The organism is Saccharopolyspora spinosa NRRL 18395 (assembly GCF_000194155.1).
GTDB classification, from domain to species: Bacteria; Actinomycetota; Actinomycetes; order Mycobacteriales; family Pseudonocardiaceae; genus Saccharopolyspora; species Saccharopolyspora spinosa.
In genome coordinates, this window is the sequence record NZ_GL877879.1 from 203,244 (window position 1) to 216,837 (window position 13,594).

General features: G+C 69.5%; 13 protein-coding genes and 1 pseudogene. 12 read left to right on the forward strand and 2 right to left on the reverse strand.

Features of this window, described 5'->3' with window-relative positions:
* Window positions 1–780: pseudogene (locus SSPN_RS56905) on the forward strand (DNA polymerase III subunit gamma/tau); the annotation flags it as partial.
* A gap of 87 nt (window positions 781–867) precedes the next feature.
* Here SSPN_RS56905 and SSPN_RS0120025 read toward each other — a convergent pair.
* Window positions 868–2,679 (reverse strand): S9 family peptidase, encoded by a 1,812-nt coding sequence (locus tag SSPN_RS0120025; RefSeq protein ID WP_010307677.1) that lies wholly within the window; start codon window positions 2,677–2,679, stop codon window positions 868–870.
* 165 nt (window positions 2,680–2,844) lie between these two features.
* Here SSPN_RS0120025 and SSPN_RS0120030 point away from each other — a divergent pair, with 165 nt between their 5' ends.
* The 9 genes from SSPN_RS0120030 to SSPN_RS0120075 all read left to right on the forward strand — a co-directional run bounded on the left by SSPN_RS0120030 (window position 2,845) and on the right by SSPN_RS0120075 (window position 11,352).
* Entirely contained in the window at window positions 2,845–3,168 is a 324-nt protein-coding gene (locus SSPN_RS0120030; RefSeq protein WP_237710797.1) for a YbaB/EbfC family nucleoid-associated protein, read from the forward strand.
* Window positions 3,169–3,257: 89 nt separating this feature from the next.
* Window positions 3,258–3,854, forward strand: coding sequence for a recombination mediator RecR (gene recR, locus SSPN_RS0120035; protein WP_010307679.1), 597 nt, complete (start codon window positions 3,258–3,260; stop codon window positions 3,852–3,854).
* Window positions 3,855–4,293: 439 nt separating this feature from the next.
* Complete coding sequence (locus SSPN_RS0120040; protein WP_029535531.1) at window positions 4,294–5,991, forward strand: ABC transporter substrate-binding protein; 1,698 nt, start codon at window positions 4,294–4,296, stop codon at window positions 5,989–5,991.
* Window positions 5,992–6,091: 100 nt separating this feature from the next.
* Window positions 6,092–7,084: an ABC transporter permease gene (locus tag SSPN_RS0120045; protein WP_010307681.1), complete on the forward strand. Its 993-nt coding sequence runs from the start codon at window positions 6,092–6,094 to the stop codon at window positions 7,082–7,084.
* 4 nt (window positions 7,085–7,088) lie between these two features.
* The gene (locus SSPN_RS0120050; RefSeq protein ID WP_010307682.1) at window positions 7,089–8,024 is read left to right on the forward strand and encodes an ABC transporter permease; all 936 of its coding nucleotides are present in this window, start codon (window positions 7,089–7,091) and stop codon (window positions 8,022–8,024) included.
* Window positions 8,025–8,038: 14 nt separating this feature from the next.
* Complete coding sequence (locus SSPN_RS0120055) at window positions 8,039–9,034, forward strand: ABC transporter ATP-binding protein (RefSeq protein WP_010307683.1); 996 nt, start codon at window positions 8,039–8,041, stop codon at window positions 9,032–9,034.
* Window positions 9,035–9,203: 169 nt separating this feature from the next.
* Window positions 9,204–10,316, forward strand: a complete 1,113-nt coding sequence (locus SSPN_RS0120060) for an ABC transporter ATP-binding protein (RefSeq protein WP_029535532.1) — start codon at window positions 9,204–9,206, stop codon at window positions 10,314–10,316.
* Between the two features lie 193 nt (window positions 10,317–10,509).
* The gene (locus SSPN_RS56910; RefSeq protein WP_010307685.1) at window positions 10,510–10,686 is read left to right on the forward strand and encodes a hypothetical protein; all 177 of its coding nucleotides are present in this window, start codon (window positions 10,510–10,512) and stop codon (window positions 10,684–10,686) included.
* Window positions 10,687–10,914: 228 nt separating this feature from the next.
* Entirely contained in the window at window positions 10,915–11,352 is a 438-nt protein-coding gene (locus tag SSPN_RS0120075) for a VOC family protein (RefSeq protein ID WP_010307687.1), read from the forward strand.
* A 16-nt stretch (window positions 11,353–11,368) separates the two neighbouring features.
* Here the strand turns inward: SSPN_RS0120075 and SSPN_RS0120080 are convergent, their stop codons facing one another.
* Window positions 11,369–12,319 (reverse strand): EamA family transporter, encoded by a 951-nt coding sequence (locus SSPN_RS0120080; protein ID WP_010307688.1) that lies wholly within the window; start codon window positions 12,317–12,319, stop codon window positions 11,369–11,371.
* Window positions 12,320–12,391: 72 nt separating this feature from the next.
* Between SSPN_RS0120080 and SSPN_RS0120085 the strand changes: the two genes are divergently transcribed.
* Window positions 12,392–13,303: a LysR family transcriptional regulator gene (locus SSPN_RS0120085; protein WP_029535533.1), complete on the forward strand. Its 912-nt coding sequence runs from the start codon at window positions 12,392–12,394 to the stop codon at window positions 13,301–13,303.
* A 92-nt stretch (window positions 13,304–13,395) separates the two neighbouring features.
* On the forward strand, window positions 13,396–13,569 hold the full coding sequence (locus SSPN_RS56915) for a hypothetical protein (RefSeq protein ID WP_158309607.1): 174 nt from the start codon (window positions 13,396–13,398) through the stop codon (window positions 13,567–13,569).
* Window positions 13,570–13,594 lie beyond the last annotated feature (25 nt).

Here is a 13,594-nt window from a genome sequence, read left to right on the forward strand (position 1 = left end):
GCAGCGGCGGAGCCGCGTCCGGCAGCCGCGCCAGCGGCGCAGCCTGCGGCGGCCGCTCCCGCCGGGGCGGCCGACGTGCGGAGGGTGTGGTCGGACGTCCTGCAGGCCGTCGCGAAGCGGAACCGGCCGACGCAGGCGTTGCTGCTCAACGCGACGGTGCAGGACCTCAACGGCGGCACGCTGGTGCTGTCGATGCCGACGTCCGGGCTGGTCAAGCAGCTCGCTCAGCAGCGGCGGCTGGACTTCGTCCGGGACTCGCTGCGCGAGGTGGTCGGCGGTGAGTGGGAAATCCAGTGCGTCGAGGCCGGTGCCGCACCGCCGCCCCCGGCTCGACCTGCCGCGCCGAAGCAGCCGCCGCAGCGCCGGTCGACCCAGCAGAGCGAGCCCAGTGCCCAGCCGTCCAACGGTCAGGCCGCGAATCCGCAGGCCGGTGGCGAGGCCGCCAACGGTCGGGCGCACTCTCGGCCGCAGGCGGGTTCGCCCGCGCGCCAGGGTTCGGTGCCGCGTCCGCCGGAGCCGGACGACATCCCGCCGCCGCCCGAGCCGCCGGACGAGGAGCCCCCGCCACCGGATGACGTGCCGCCGCCTCCGGAGCCGCCCAGGCCCCCGGAGCCGTCGCGGGCACCGCGTTCGCCGGTCGCCGACGACGAGGAAGACCCGGAGACGATGCTCGCCGAGTCGTCCCCGATGGACGCCGACGCCCAGCTGGGGCCGGACCCCGAAGCGGCGGCGGTGGAGCTCTTCGAGCGCGAGCTCGGCGCCCGCCGGATCGACAACTGAGCCCTTCCGCGAAGCGGCACCGCGCTCCCGGAGCGCCCCTGGAAACGGCGGCGGTTTCTCGCACGGCCAGCCGCCGGTCGGCCGGGGTCAGGCTTGCTTTGCCAGGTGGCGGGCCAGGAAGGCCACCGCTCCCGGGTAGGCGTCGAGGCGGTTGGCGCGTTTGGCCAGGCCGTGGCCCTCGTCGTCGTAGACCCGGAGCTCGCACTCCAGGCCCTTGGCGCGGACAGCCGCCGCGATCTGCTCCGCCTCGGACAACGGCACCCGTGGGTCGTTCGCCCCGTGCAGCACGAACAGCGGCGCCGTGATGGATGCGACCTCGGTCAGCGGCGACGCCTCGCGCAGGAATTCGGCATCGGCCGCGAGCGAACCGTATTCGCGCTCGCGGTGCGCGCGCCGGTAGGCAGCGGTCCTCTCCAGGAACGTGACCAGGGACGAGATCCCGACGATGTCGACTCCGGCCGCCCACCGCTCCGGCTGGAACGCCAGCCCGGCGAGCACCATGTACCCGCCGTACGAGCCGCCCCACAGCGCCGCGCGCTTCGGGTCCAGTCCGATCGACGGCAGCCAGTCGTGCAGGTCGCCGAGGTCGGTCACCGACTCCAGCCGGTTGCGCCCGTCGTCGGCCGAGTACCAGCGCTTCCCGTAGCCGGTGGAGCCGCGGACGTTGGGCACCAGCACCGTGTGCCCCTGGGCGACGAGGGCCTGGACGATCGGGTTGAAAGTCCGCACCGACTGGCTCTCCGGGCCGCCGTGGATGATCAGCACCGCCGAACCTGCCAGTCGCGGATTGGCCTCGCGCGGCGAGTAGACGAAGCACGGCAGCTGCTCGCCGTCGCGGGTCGGCACCCGGTGCGTGCTCGGCTCGACCGGGCGCTGGCCGCGGAGCTGCTCCGCGGAACCGGTCAGCGACTCGCTTTCGCCGGTCGCGGCGTTCACCAGCAGCGCGTCGCCCGGAACCGTTGCGGCGCTGAAGGACAGCGCGACGAACCGCGAGTCCGGTGACCAGACCGGCGCGGGCAGCGGGAACGCGCACCAGCCGTTGGCGGGCAGCCGGACGGCCCGCAGCAGGTACCCGGTCGCGTCGTGCAGCGCGAGCCGGCTCGCGCCGTCCTCGTTGGCTTGCACGAGCAGCGTCGAACCGTCCGGGGAGAGCCAGCCGGTGAGGTCGTGCTCGTCGGAGGTCACCAGCCACCGACGCGCCCCGGTCCGCGGGTCGATGTGCGCGATGCCGGTGAGGTCCCGGTCGGCGTTGGTGGTGACGACCAGACCGTCGGGCAGCCAGCCGAGCTGGACGTGCCGGGCTGGCACGTCGCGGCCGGTCAGCGCGCGCATATTCCCGGGTGCTGTCGTGTCGACCAGGAGGAGCTGGTCGGACATCGGCGGGTCGGCGGGCACTGTCAGCGCCAGGTGGCGGCCGTCCCGCGAGGCCGCCGCCTCCATGACCATGCCGCCACCGTCGTAGGCGACCTGCTCGTCGCCGGTGGCCACGTCGCGGATCACCACGTCGAAGTCCACGTCGTTGCGGCGGTTGGTCGCGTAGACGATCCGGCCGGGCAGGACGTCGAGCAGCCGGTGCACGTGTTCGGGGTCGCGGACCAGCGGCTCCAGGTCGCGCAGCTGTGCCGGGCGGGCGCGCGGTTGGTCCAGGCGCAGCAAGGAGAGCTGGCCGCGCTCGTTGCCGTTGGTGTCGTGCTGGACGACCACGGCGCGCTCGTCGGGGAGGTAGCGGCCGGTCACCGCGCCAGGCAGGGCGGTCAGCGGGGTCTGCTCGCCGTCGGCGAGCTCGATGAGCTGGGTGGAACCGGACTCGTCGGAGCCGGCCAGGACCCGGCCGGTGGCGGACACGTCGAAGGCCCGCCAGCTGGTCAGCTCCAGCAACCGCACGATGTCCAGCGCCATGCGATCACCATGTCATGCTTCGCCCCCACCGCCCAGGCCCGCCGCCACCCGCACCGCCAGGCAGGGCGGGCCGCGCATTCTCTAGGCTGGTGGCGTAGCCCGAATTGGGGTACGCGCACGCGCCAGCCGGAGGAGGATCACGTGCAGCCTGGTGGCCAGCCGAACATGCAGCAGATCATGGAACAGGCGCAGAAGATGCAGCAGCAGCTGATGACTGCGCAGCAGGAGCTCGCCGCCGCGGAGGTCACCGGCAGCGCCGGTGGCGGCCTGGTTACCGCGACCGTCAGCGGGGCGGGCGAGCTGAAGGGGCTGTCGATCGACCCGAAGGCGGCCGACCCGGAGGACACCGAGACGCTGGCCGACCTGGTCGTTGCGGCGGTCCGCGACGCGAACCGGGCGGCGCAGGAGCTGCAGGCCGAGAAGATGGGTCCGCTCACCGGTGCGCTGGGCGGTGGGGGCCTCGGCGGTCTCAGCCTGCCGGGCATGTGATCGCAGTTTCAATTGAAACTGCGCACCGTCGTCGGCGGGGAGTGCGGTTTCAGTTGAAACTGCACCGAACCCCTGGAAACGAGCGATAAGTGTACGAAGGTCCGGTTCAGGATTTGATCGATGAGCTCGGCAGGCTGCCTGGCATCGGTCCGAAGAGCGCGCAGCGCATCGCCTTCCACCTGCTCGCGGCGGAGCCCGCGGACGTGACCCGGCTGCAGGAGGTCCTGCAGAAGGTCAAGGAAGGCGTGGTGTTCTGCGACGTCTGCGGCAACGTCTCGGAGGAGACGACCTGCCGCATCTGCCGGGACGCCCGGCGGGACAAGGCGCTGGTGTGCGTCGTCGAGGAACCCAAGGACGTGCTGGCGATCGAGCGCACCCGCGAGTTCAAAGGGCGCTACCACGTGCTCGGCGGCGCGCTGGATCCGCTGTCCGGGGTGGGGCCGGACCAGCTGCGGGTGCGCGAGCTGCTGGCCCGCATCGGGCAGGAGGAAACCACCGAGGTGATCATCGCGACGGACCCGAATACCGAGGGCGAGGCGACCGCGACGTACCTGCTGCGAATGCTGCGGGACTTCCCCGGTCTGACGGTCACGCGGCTGGCGTCCGGCCTGCCGATGGGTGGCGACCTGGAGTTCGCCGACGAGCTGACGCTCGGCCGCGCCCTCTCCGGCCGCCGCGCCATGTGATTCCCGGGCCCCGCGCGTTTTTCTGCTAAATGCTCGTGAGTAATTCGGGTCGTAATAGCGGCTCAATGCGCTCACGAGCATTTTGCTGCGGTGACGCCGATCCGGTTGATTTGCGCTGTTCCGTAGTTCCGGCGTCGTGACCCGGTCGGGTTGAAGGCGGCCGCGGGCGGTACCGCCGGAGGTGTTCGCGCATCGCCAGAATCGCTCGCGACGGGAGCGGACTTCCGCAGTTTTTACCGGTTTTCCCGGGTGGCCCGATAGTTCTTCCGGTCCGTCCAGGCGGCTCAATACGCTCGCCCACGTGGGTGAATGCCCGATAAATCGGGTTTCCCTTAGGCGCGCCTAAGTAGCTGGATCGTAACCTCAGGTGCTCCACCCAACTCCGAATGCGAGTTAGTCTCACGGAACTCTGAGACCTGAGACACACCGAGGTGCTTCCATGAGTAGAGCTCCATCGGCGCCGCGTCGCGGATCAAGCACGCGGCGTCGTGTTGTGACCGCTGGCGTCGCCATCGTCGCGGCGACCTCGCTGGCGGCCTGCGCGCAATCGCAGCGCGAGGCCGGCGGCGGCGGTGAAGGCGGCACGCTCACCTTCGGCGCGGCAGGCGCACCCGACCTGTTCGACCCCTTCTACGCCTCCGACGGCGAGACCTTCCGGGTCACCCGTCAGATGACGGAAGGCCTCGTCGGCTTCAAGCCGGGCTCGTCCGACGTCCAACCGGAGCTCGCCGAGAGCTGGGAGCACAGCCCGGACGGCAAGACCTGGACCTTCAAGCTCCGCCAGGGCGTGAAGTTCCACGACGGCACCGACTTCAACGGCGAAGCGGTGTGCAAGAACTTCCAGCGCATGTTCAACCAGACCGGCGCCGGTCAGAACAACGCGCTGTCCTACTACTGGATCGAGAACTTCGGTGGGTTCGCCGACGGCAAGACCCCGTCGCTGTACCAGGCGTGCGACGCCCCGGACGCGACCACGGCCGTGGTCCACCTGACCCGCGCCAGCTCGAAGTTCCCGGACATCCTCGGGCTGCCGTCGTTCAGCATGCAGTCGCCCACCGCGATGGACCAGTACCAGGCCAACAACGTGCAGGCACAGGGCGACAGCTTCGTGTACCCGGAGTACGCCAAAGCGCACCCGACCGGCACCGGCCCGTTCAAGTTCGCGTCCTACGACGAGAGCAACGGCACCATCAAGCTGGTCCGCAACGACGAATACTGGGGCGAGAAGGCCAAGCTCAACGAGCTGATCTTCCGCATCATCCCGGACGAGACGGTGCGCAAGCAGGAACTGGAGTCGGGCGCCATCGACGGCTACGACTTCCCCAACGCCGCCGACCTAAAGGCGCTGCGCGACGCCGGCAACGACGTCCAGGTCCGCGACCCGTTCAACATCATGTACCTGGGCGTCACCCAGAAGAACAACCCGGCGCTGCAGAACCTGAAGGTGCGGCAGGCGCTGGCGTACGCGGTGGACCGGGAGACGCTGGTCAAGTCCAACATGCCCGAAGGCGCCTCGGTGGCCACCCAGTTCTACCCGAAGACGGTGGACGGCTACGCAGATGACGTCCAGAAGTACTCGCACGACCCGGCGAAGGCCAAGCAGCTGCTCGCCGAGGCAGGCGTGCCGAACCTGACGTTGAACTTCTACTGGCCCACGGAGGTGACCCGGCCGTACATGCCGGACCCGCAGGGCATCTACAACGCTCTCGCCGAGGACTTGCGTGAGGCGGGCTTCACCATCAACCCCGTGAGCAAGCCGTGGAACGGCGGCTACATCGACGACGTGGACAATGCCAAGGCCGACATCTTCCTGCTCGGCTGGACCGGCGACTACAACACGCCGGACAACTTCATCGGCACCTTCTTCGGCACGCCGACCAACCGGTTCTACACCGCGGCCTCGCCGTGGGGCGAGGAGCTGGCAGCGCAGCTGAAGGCCGCCGACGGCGAGCCGGACGAGGCCAAGCGCAACCAGATGTACCAGGACATCAACCGGAAGCTGATGTCCGAGTACCTGCCCGCCGTGCCGCTGTCGCACTCGCCGCCGGCGATCGTGACCAGCCCGCGGGTGCACGGGTTGCAGACGTCGCCGTTGACCGCCGAGGAGTTCGCGTCGGTGAGCGTCTCGGAGAAGTGAGTTGACGATTTCGCGCGAAGCCGGCGCGGCTCCTGCACGGGGGCCGTCGGTTTCGCGCGAAATCGCGTGCTCACGTCCGGACTGACCAAACGGGGGTTTCGTGCTCCGCTTCACGATCCGACGGCTCGCGCAACTGGCGCTGGTCGTCGTTGTGCTGTCGATGCTGCTGTTCGCCTGGCTGCGGATGTTGCCCGGCGGCCCGGTGTCAGCGCTGCTGGGGGACCGCGCCACCCCGGAGGCGCGCGCCAAGCTCGAGGCCGATCTCGGCCTGGACCAACCGATCTTCGTGCAGTACTGGCGCTTCCTGGGGCGCGCCGTCACCGGTGACTTCGGCACGTCGACCGGCGTGCAGCGCGGGTCGCCGGCGCTGGAGGTGTTCCTGACCCGCTTCCCGGCGACGCTGGAGCTGTCGATCCTGGCGCTGCTGCTGGCGGTGGTGGTTGGCATTCCGCTGGGCTACCTGGCGGCCCGCAAGCGCGGTAGCTGGCTGGACAACGTGAGCATCACCTGGTCGCTGATCGGTGTTGCGGTGCCCCTGCTGAAGTTCGTGTTCGCCATCCAGCTGGGCGCGCTGCCGGCCTCCGGCCGCCAGGACGTCGGGCTGAACGCGACGCGGGTGACCGGCTTCTACATCCTCGATGGGCTCCTGACCCGCGAGTTCGATGCCGCGTGGAACTCGTTCGTGCACCTGATCCTGCCAGCCATCGCGTTGTCCACCATCCCGTTCGCGGTGATCTTCCGGATCACCCGGGCCGCGGTCCTGGACGTGATGGACGAGGACTACGTGCGCACCGCGCGGGCGAAAGGCCTGACGGGCATGGTGATCCGGCGTCGCCACATCCTGCACAACGCGATGCTGCCGGTGGTGACGACGATCGGTTTGCAGACCGGCGCGCTGCTGGCCGGGGCGGTGCTGACCGAGCGAGTGTTCAACATCGCGGGGATCGGCCAGGCGGTGGCCATCGGGTTCCAGCGCAAGGACTTCCCGGTGCTGCAAGTGGTGATCCTGGCGTCCGCGATGGTGTACGTGCTGGTCAACCTGATAGTCGACCTCTCGTACGCGTTGATCGACCCACGACTGCGGACACGGTGAGGTCATGGTGCTGAAAACGCAGCGCAAGGAACGCATCGACGCGCTGGCGGAGACGGCGGCGTCGGACGCCGGGGTGAGCCTGGCCGCGTCGGCGTGGCGGCGGCTGAAGCGCAACCCGGTGTTCGTGGTCGGCGCGGTGATCATCGCCGCGTTCGTGCTGCTGGCGCTGCTCGCGCCGGTGCTCGCCCCGCACGACCCGGCGCAACGCCTGCTGGAGCAGCAGGTTTCGCGCGCGGACAACACGATTCCGCCGCCGCAGGAGGGTTTCCCGTTCGGCGGCGACCAGTACGGCCGGGACCTGTTCTCCCGGCTGCTGCTGGGCTCCCAGCAGACGCTGCTGGTCGCCGTGCTGGCCACCGTGATCGGGCTCGGCGGCGGCCTGGTGCTGGGCCTCCTGGCCGGCGCGTTCGGTGGCTGGGTGGACGCGGTGGTCATGCGGATCGCGGACGTGATGCTGTCGGTGCCGTCGCTGCTGCTGGCGGTGTCGATCGGCGCGTTGTTCGCGCAGCAGACCCAGTTCACCGTGATCCTGGCGGTGGCGATCGTGCAGGTGCCGATCTTCGGGCGGTTGCTGCGGGGCACGATGCTCGCGCAACGGGCCAGCGATCACGTGCTGGCGGCGCGGGCGCTGGGCGTGAAGGAGAGCGCGATCGTGTTCCGGCACATGCTGCCCAACGCGCTCGGCCCGGTCATCGTGCAGGCCACCCTGGTGCTGGCGGTGGCGATCATCGACGCGGCGGCGCTGTCCTTCCTGGGGCTGGGCGCGGCCGACGACTCGGTGCCGGAATGGGGGCAGATGCTCGGCGGCGCGCAGAACATCATCGACTCGCACCCGCAGCTGGCGTTCTGGCCGGCCGGTTGCATCATCCTGGTCGCGCTCGGGTTCACGCTGGTCGGCGAGTCGTTGCGGGACGCCTTGGACCCCAAGCGCCGGCGCTAGAGGTGAGGAAACGAATGGCACTGCTGGAAGTTCGCGACCTCTCGGTGGTCTTCGCCCGCAAGGGCGAGCCGCCGGTCACCGCCGTGGACGGCATCTCCTTCGACGTCGATCCGGGCCGCACCGTCGGCCTGGTCGGCGAGTCGGGATGCGGGAAGTCGGTCACCTCGCTGGCGATCATGGGCCTGCTGCCGAGCACCGGGGCGGAGGTTTCCGGTTCGGTCAACTTCGACGGCACCAACCTGCTGCAGCTGCCCCGGCGCGAGCTGGACCAGCGCCGCGGCCGCGACCTGAGCATGGTGTTCCAGGACCCGCTGACCTCGCTGAACCCGGTGGTGCCGATCGGCCTGCAGGTGTCGGAGGTCATCGAGCGACACCGCGGGCTGCCGCGCAAGGAGGCGATGCCGGAGGCCGAGGACCTGCTGCGGCGGGTGGGGATCCCGGACCCGCGGCGGCGGTTGAAGGAGTACCCGCACCAGCTCTCCGGCGGCATGCGGCAGCGCGCGCTGATCGCGATGGCGCTGGCCTGCAAGCCGCGGCTGCTCATCGCCGACGAGCCGACCACCGCGCTGGACGTGACGATCCAGGCGCAGATCCTCCAGCTGCTGACCGAACTGGTCGCCGAGACCGAGACCGCGCTGATCATGATCACGCACGACCTGGGCGTGGTGGCCGGGCTCTGCGACGAGGTGAACGTGCTTTACGCGGGCCGGGTGGTGGAGCGGGCCGCGCGGCACGAGTTGTTCGCCCGGCCCCGGCACCCCTACACGGCGGGTCTGCTGGCCTCGATTCCGCGGCTGGATTCGCCGCGCGGCCAGCGGCTGTCGCCGATCAAGGGCTCGATTAGCGACAACATCCCGTGGGACGCTGGTTGCGCGTTCTGCCCGCGCTGCCCGAACGCGAAGGAGGTCTGCGAGCAGCAGACCCCGGACGTGAGCATCGACGTCGGCGCGCGGCTGCTGCGTTGCCACAACCCGATGCGCGAGACGATGTCGACCCCGGTGGAGGCGTGATGAGCTCCCCCCTCCCGCCGCCCACCGCTGGTTCTGCCGCAATTTCAATGGAAAACGGACCTCCGATTGCCATTGAAATTGCGTGGGGGTCACCGGCGCGACACGACCAGACCATGCACCCGTTGACCGCATCCGATGCCGGTGCCCGGCGCCGGACCTTGGAGGCGTCATGACCGAAACCCCGGCAACTGCGGGGAATTCCCGGGAAGTGCTCGTCGACGTCGACCAGGTCGAGGTGCACTTCCCGATCAAGCGCGGCGTGGTGCTGGACCGCACGGTTGGCCACGTGTACGCCGTCGACGGGGTGTCGCTGCGCATCGAACGCGGCGAAACCTACGGCCTGGTCGGGGAATCCGGCTGCGGCAAGTCGACGCTGGGGCGCGCGGTGCTGCGGCTGGAGAAGCCGACCGGGGGCCGGGTGGTGTTCGACGGCGTCGACCTGTTCGGGATGAAGGGCGAGCAGCTGCGCCGGATGCGCCGCCGGATGCAGATGGTCTTCCAGGACCCGCTGTCGTCCCTGGATCCCCGGCAGTCGGTGCAGTCGCTGCTGGTCGAGGGCATGCGGGCGCATGGGATGGACACCGGCCGGACGGCCACCGACAAGCGGCTGCGCGAGCTGCTGTCGGCCGTGGGCCTGCCGTCGACCTCGCTGCGCAAGTACCCGCACGAGTTCTCCGGCGGCCAGCGGCAGCGCATCGGCATCGCCCGGGCGCTGTCGGTTGGGCCGGACCTGGTGGTTGCCGACGAGCCGGTGTCCGCGCTGGACGTGTCGGTGCAGGCGCAGGTGCTGAACCTGCTGGAGGACCTGCAGGCCGAGCTCGGGTTGACGTACCTGGTGATCGCGCACGACCTCGCGGTGGTGCGGCAAATCGCCGACCGGGTCGGGGTGATGTACCTCGGCGGCATCGTGGAGGAGTCCACATCGGACGACCTGTACGAGGAGCCGCTGCACCCGTACTCGAAGGCGTTGCTCTCGGCGGTACCGGTGCCGGATCCGACGGTGGAGGACGAGCGTGAGCAGATCCTGCTCTCCGGCGACCTGCCCTCGCCGGCCGCGCCACCGTCGGGCTGCCGCTTCCACACCAGGTGCCCGTGGCGGCAGTCGACCCGGTGCGACACGGAGCGGCCGGAGCTGCGGGAGCTGAAGCCGGGACACCGCGTGGCTTGCCATTACGCCGAGGACATCCGCGACGGCCGCCTGAAGCCGCACGAGGTGTCGGCCGACGCGGTGAACCCGGCGGACTTCGGCGACCTCGACATCACCTCCGCCCACCCGGCCTGAGCGCAATTTCAATTGGAACTCGCGGCCCTCCGGCGCGTCAGCCCCCGACACGCCGGCTGCTGTGGACAACTCCCGCAATTTCAATGGAAATTGGACCTTCGATTTCCATTGAAATCGCGCGTCGTCCACTGCCGCCGGGGTCCGAACATCTAGGTTCACAAGATCTCTAGGTCCGGTCGAACGGAGGCAGTGGGTGAGGTACAGCAGTGCTGCGCGGTGTTCCGCGTGCGAGCACCGGGCGATCCTGGAGCGGGCGACCGCGGAACGCCTGATGACCGAGACCGACCAGCTCCTGGTGCCCTACGACTGCCCGGAGGGCAACGGCATCCACGTCTGCAACCCGGACTTCGAACGCGGCCCCACCGGCTAGGGCTGTTCGAGGCTCGTTTTGCGTGGCGGGGGATCGCGTGGCGGGATTTGCCGGAGGCCCGGTCCCGAGGCGGCCCGTCGACAAAGATCCACCAGCTCGTCGACGGCAACGGGCTTCCGTTTGTGACGTTGATCACGTCCGGGCAGGCCGGTGACTCGCCGATGTTCCTGCCGATCGAGCCCGGCTCGCCACCAGAGCTGCTCAGCCCGGCTCGGTAACATGCAACGCATGGCCATCAAACTTGAGAACGTCGGCATCGCCGTGCGCGACCTCGAAGCAACGATCGCCTTTTTCACCGACCTGGGTCTCACGGTCGTCGGCCGTGACACGGTCAGTGGTGAGTGGACCGACACTGCCGTCGGCCTTGATGGCAACCACGCCAACATTGCAATGCTCCAGACGCCAGACGGTCACGGTCGCCTTGAGCTCTTCGAGTACATCCACCCCGAAGCGATCGAGTCGACGCCCACTCGTCCCAACGAGATTGGCATGCACCGCGTAGCCTTCTCGGTCGACGACATCGACAAAGCCCTTGAGATAGCCGCGAGGCACGGTTGCCGTCCGCTTCGTGGCGTGGCGACGTATGAGGACATCTACAAGCTCACGTATGTCCGCGGTCCCAGCGGCATCATCGTGATGCTCGCTGAGGAGCTGAAGAAGAGCTGACGGCCGATCGGCTTAATTAGAGTGTGTTGCAAGACCTCGTCGAGGCGGTAAGTTTGTCCGGCTCGGCGGGTTCGGGTGGAACCTCGGGCGGGGCCGTTCGCCGGGTGAGCTTGATGCTGCCCAGCAGCACTCCGCCGACCACGACCGCTCCGGCCACGAGCTCGATCGGGTGCGGCTGCTCGCCTAGCACCAGCCAGGCCGTGGTGAAGCCGACCACCGGCACCAGCAGCGAGAACGGCGCGACCAGGCTGGCCGGGTAGCGGCCCATCAGGGTCGTCCACAGACCCGTGCCGATGATGGTCGCCAGCAGCGACGTGTAGGCGAGCCCGCCGATCGCGTACCAGCCGGTCGGCGAGTCGAATGCGGTCGCCACCGCGTGCCAGCCCGCTGTCGGGCCTTCGGCCACCGCGGACAGTGCGAACATCGGCAGCGGCGGCACGATGGCGATCCACAGCGTCAGGTGCAGGGGGTTCGGCGCGTTCGCCTTCCGGCTGCACAGGTTTCCCAATGCCCACGAGAACGCGCCGCACAGCGTGATCAGCATCGGCAGCAGACTGGCGCTCTGGGCGCGGTGCCAGCCGATCGCCACCATTCCGAGCACCGCGGCGAGGATGCCGAGGACCTGAACCGGGGTGATCCTCTCCCGCAGCAGCAGCGCGCCGAGCAGCACCGTGAACGGCGCCGACGCCTGCTGCACTAGGGAGGCCAGCCCGGTCGGCATCCCGATGTTCATCGCAACGAACAGGAACGCGAATTGCAAGGTGCCGAAGAACAGCCCGTAGCCGAGCAGCCAGCGCCACGGCACCTTCGGGCGCGGCACGAACAGGAGCACCGGCAGCAGGACCGCGAAGCGGAGTGCGGCGAAGAACAGCGGTGGGAACTGGCCGAGGCCGTAGTCGAGCGCGATGAAGTTGCCGCCCCAGAGCACGGCGACCACCAGTGCCAGCAAGCGGTCACGAGAGGTCACAACTGGCAGCCTGCCGGTCGGTTCCGTGAAGCAAAAGCGATATTATTTACAGATAATGTGTACTATTCCTTCATGGATGTTCGCAGGTTGAGACTCCTGCGGGAACTCGCTGATCGCGGAACCGTGACCGCCGTCGCGAGGGCCCTGTCCTACACCCCGTCGGCGGTGTCGCAGCAGATCCGCGCGCTACAGGCCGAGGTCGGCGTGCAGCTGACCGAACCGGCCGGCCGCGGGCTGCGCCTGACCGACGCCGGCCGGTCGCTCGCGGCGCGCGCCGACGAGGTGCTCGCCGCGCTGGACCGGGCCGAGGCCGAGCTGGACAGCTACCGGTCCACACCGCGCGGCGTGGTGCGCGTCGCGATCTTCCCGTCCGGCGCGTTGCTGCTGCTCCCGGGCCTGCTGCGGCGGCTGGCCGAGCAGCCCAACGTGCGCTTGGAGTGCCGCGACGTGGACATGACCCCGCCGGCAGTACCCGAGCTGACCGCCGACTTCGACCTCGTGGTCACGCACCGGGACGACCAAGCGCCGCCGTTCGACAGCGAGCGCATGGCGATCACGCCGCTGCTGCGGGAGCCACTGGATGTCGCGCTGCCGCAGGGCCACCGCCTCGCCGCCAAGGAACGCATCGAACCGGCCGAGCTGGTGGGCGAACCCTGGTTGAGCGTGGACATCGGTTTCCCGGTGGATGACGTGCTGCGGTCCCTGGCGGTCCGCACGGGGGTCCGGCCGGAGGTCGTGCAGCGGATCAACGACTTCCGCGTGACCGAGGCGCTGGTCGCGGACGGCCACGGCGTCGCGCTGCTCCCCAGATACACAGTGGACAGCCCGCGGCTGGTCATGCGCCCGCTGGCCGGTGTCCGAGCCGGGCGCAACGTCGAGGTCGTCTCCCGGAAGGGGGCGACGGAACGCCCGGCGGTCCGGGTGGTCCTCGACGCCCTGCTGGCGGAGGCGGCCGCCGCCACCGGGCTGCCCGATCAGACGTAGCTCAGAAGGACCGAACTTCGCTGGTGGCGGGAGCGGATCGCGAAGAACGTGGTCGTCGCCCGTCCTCGATCGCGCAGAAGGTGAAGACCGGAATGACCGGACGGGTTCGCATGTTCACGGTGGCCCTCGCCGCCCTGATCAGCACGGCCGGTTGCGGTGGTCGTGCCTCCGCCGAGCACACCGCGCCGGAATCGGCCGCGCCGGAATCGGCCGCGCCGGCGTCGTTGGGCTCGAATCTGGCCGCAGGACTGATGATTGGTCAGTGACCTGCGCAAATGTTGATCTTCTGCG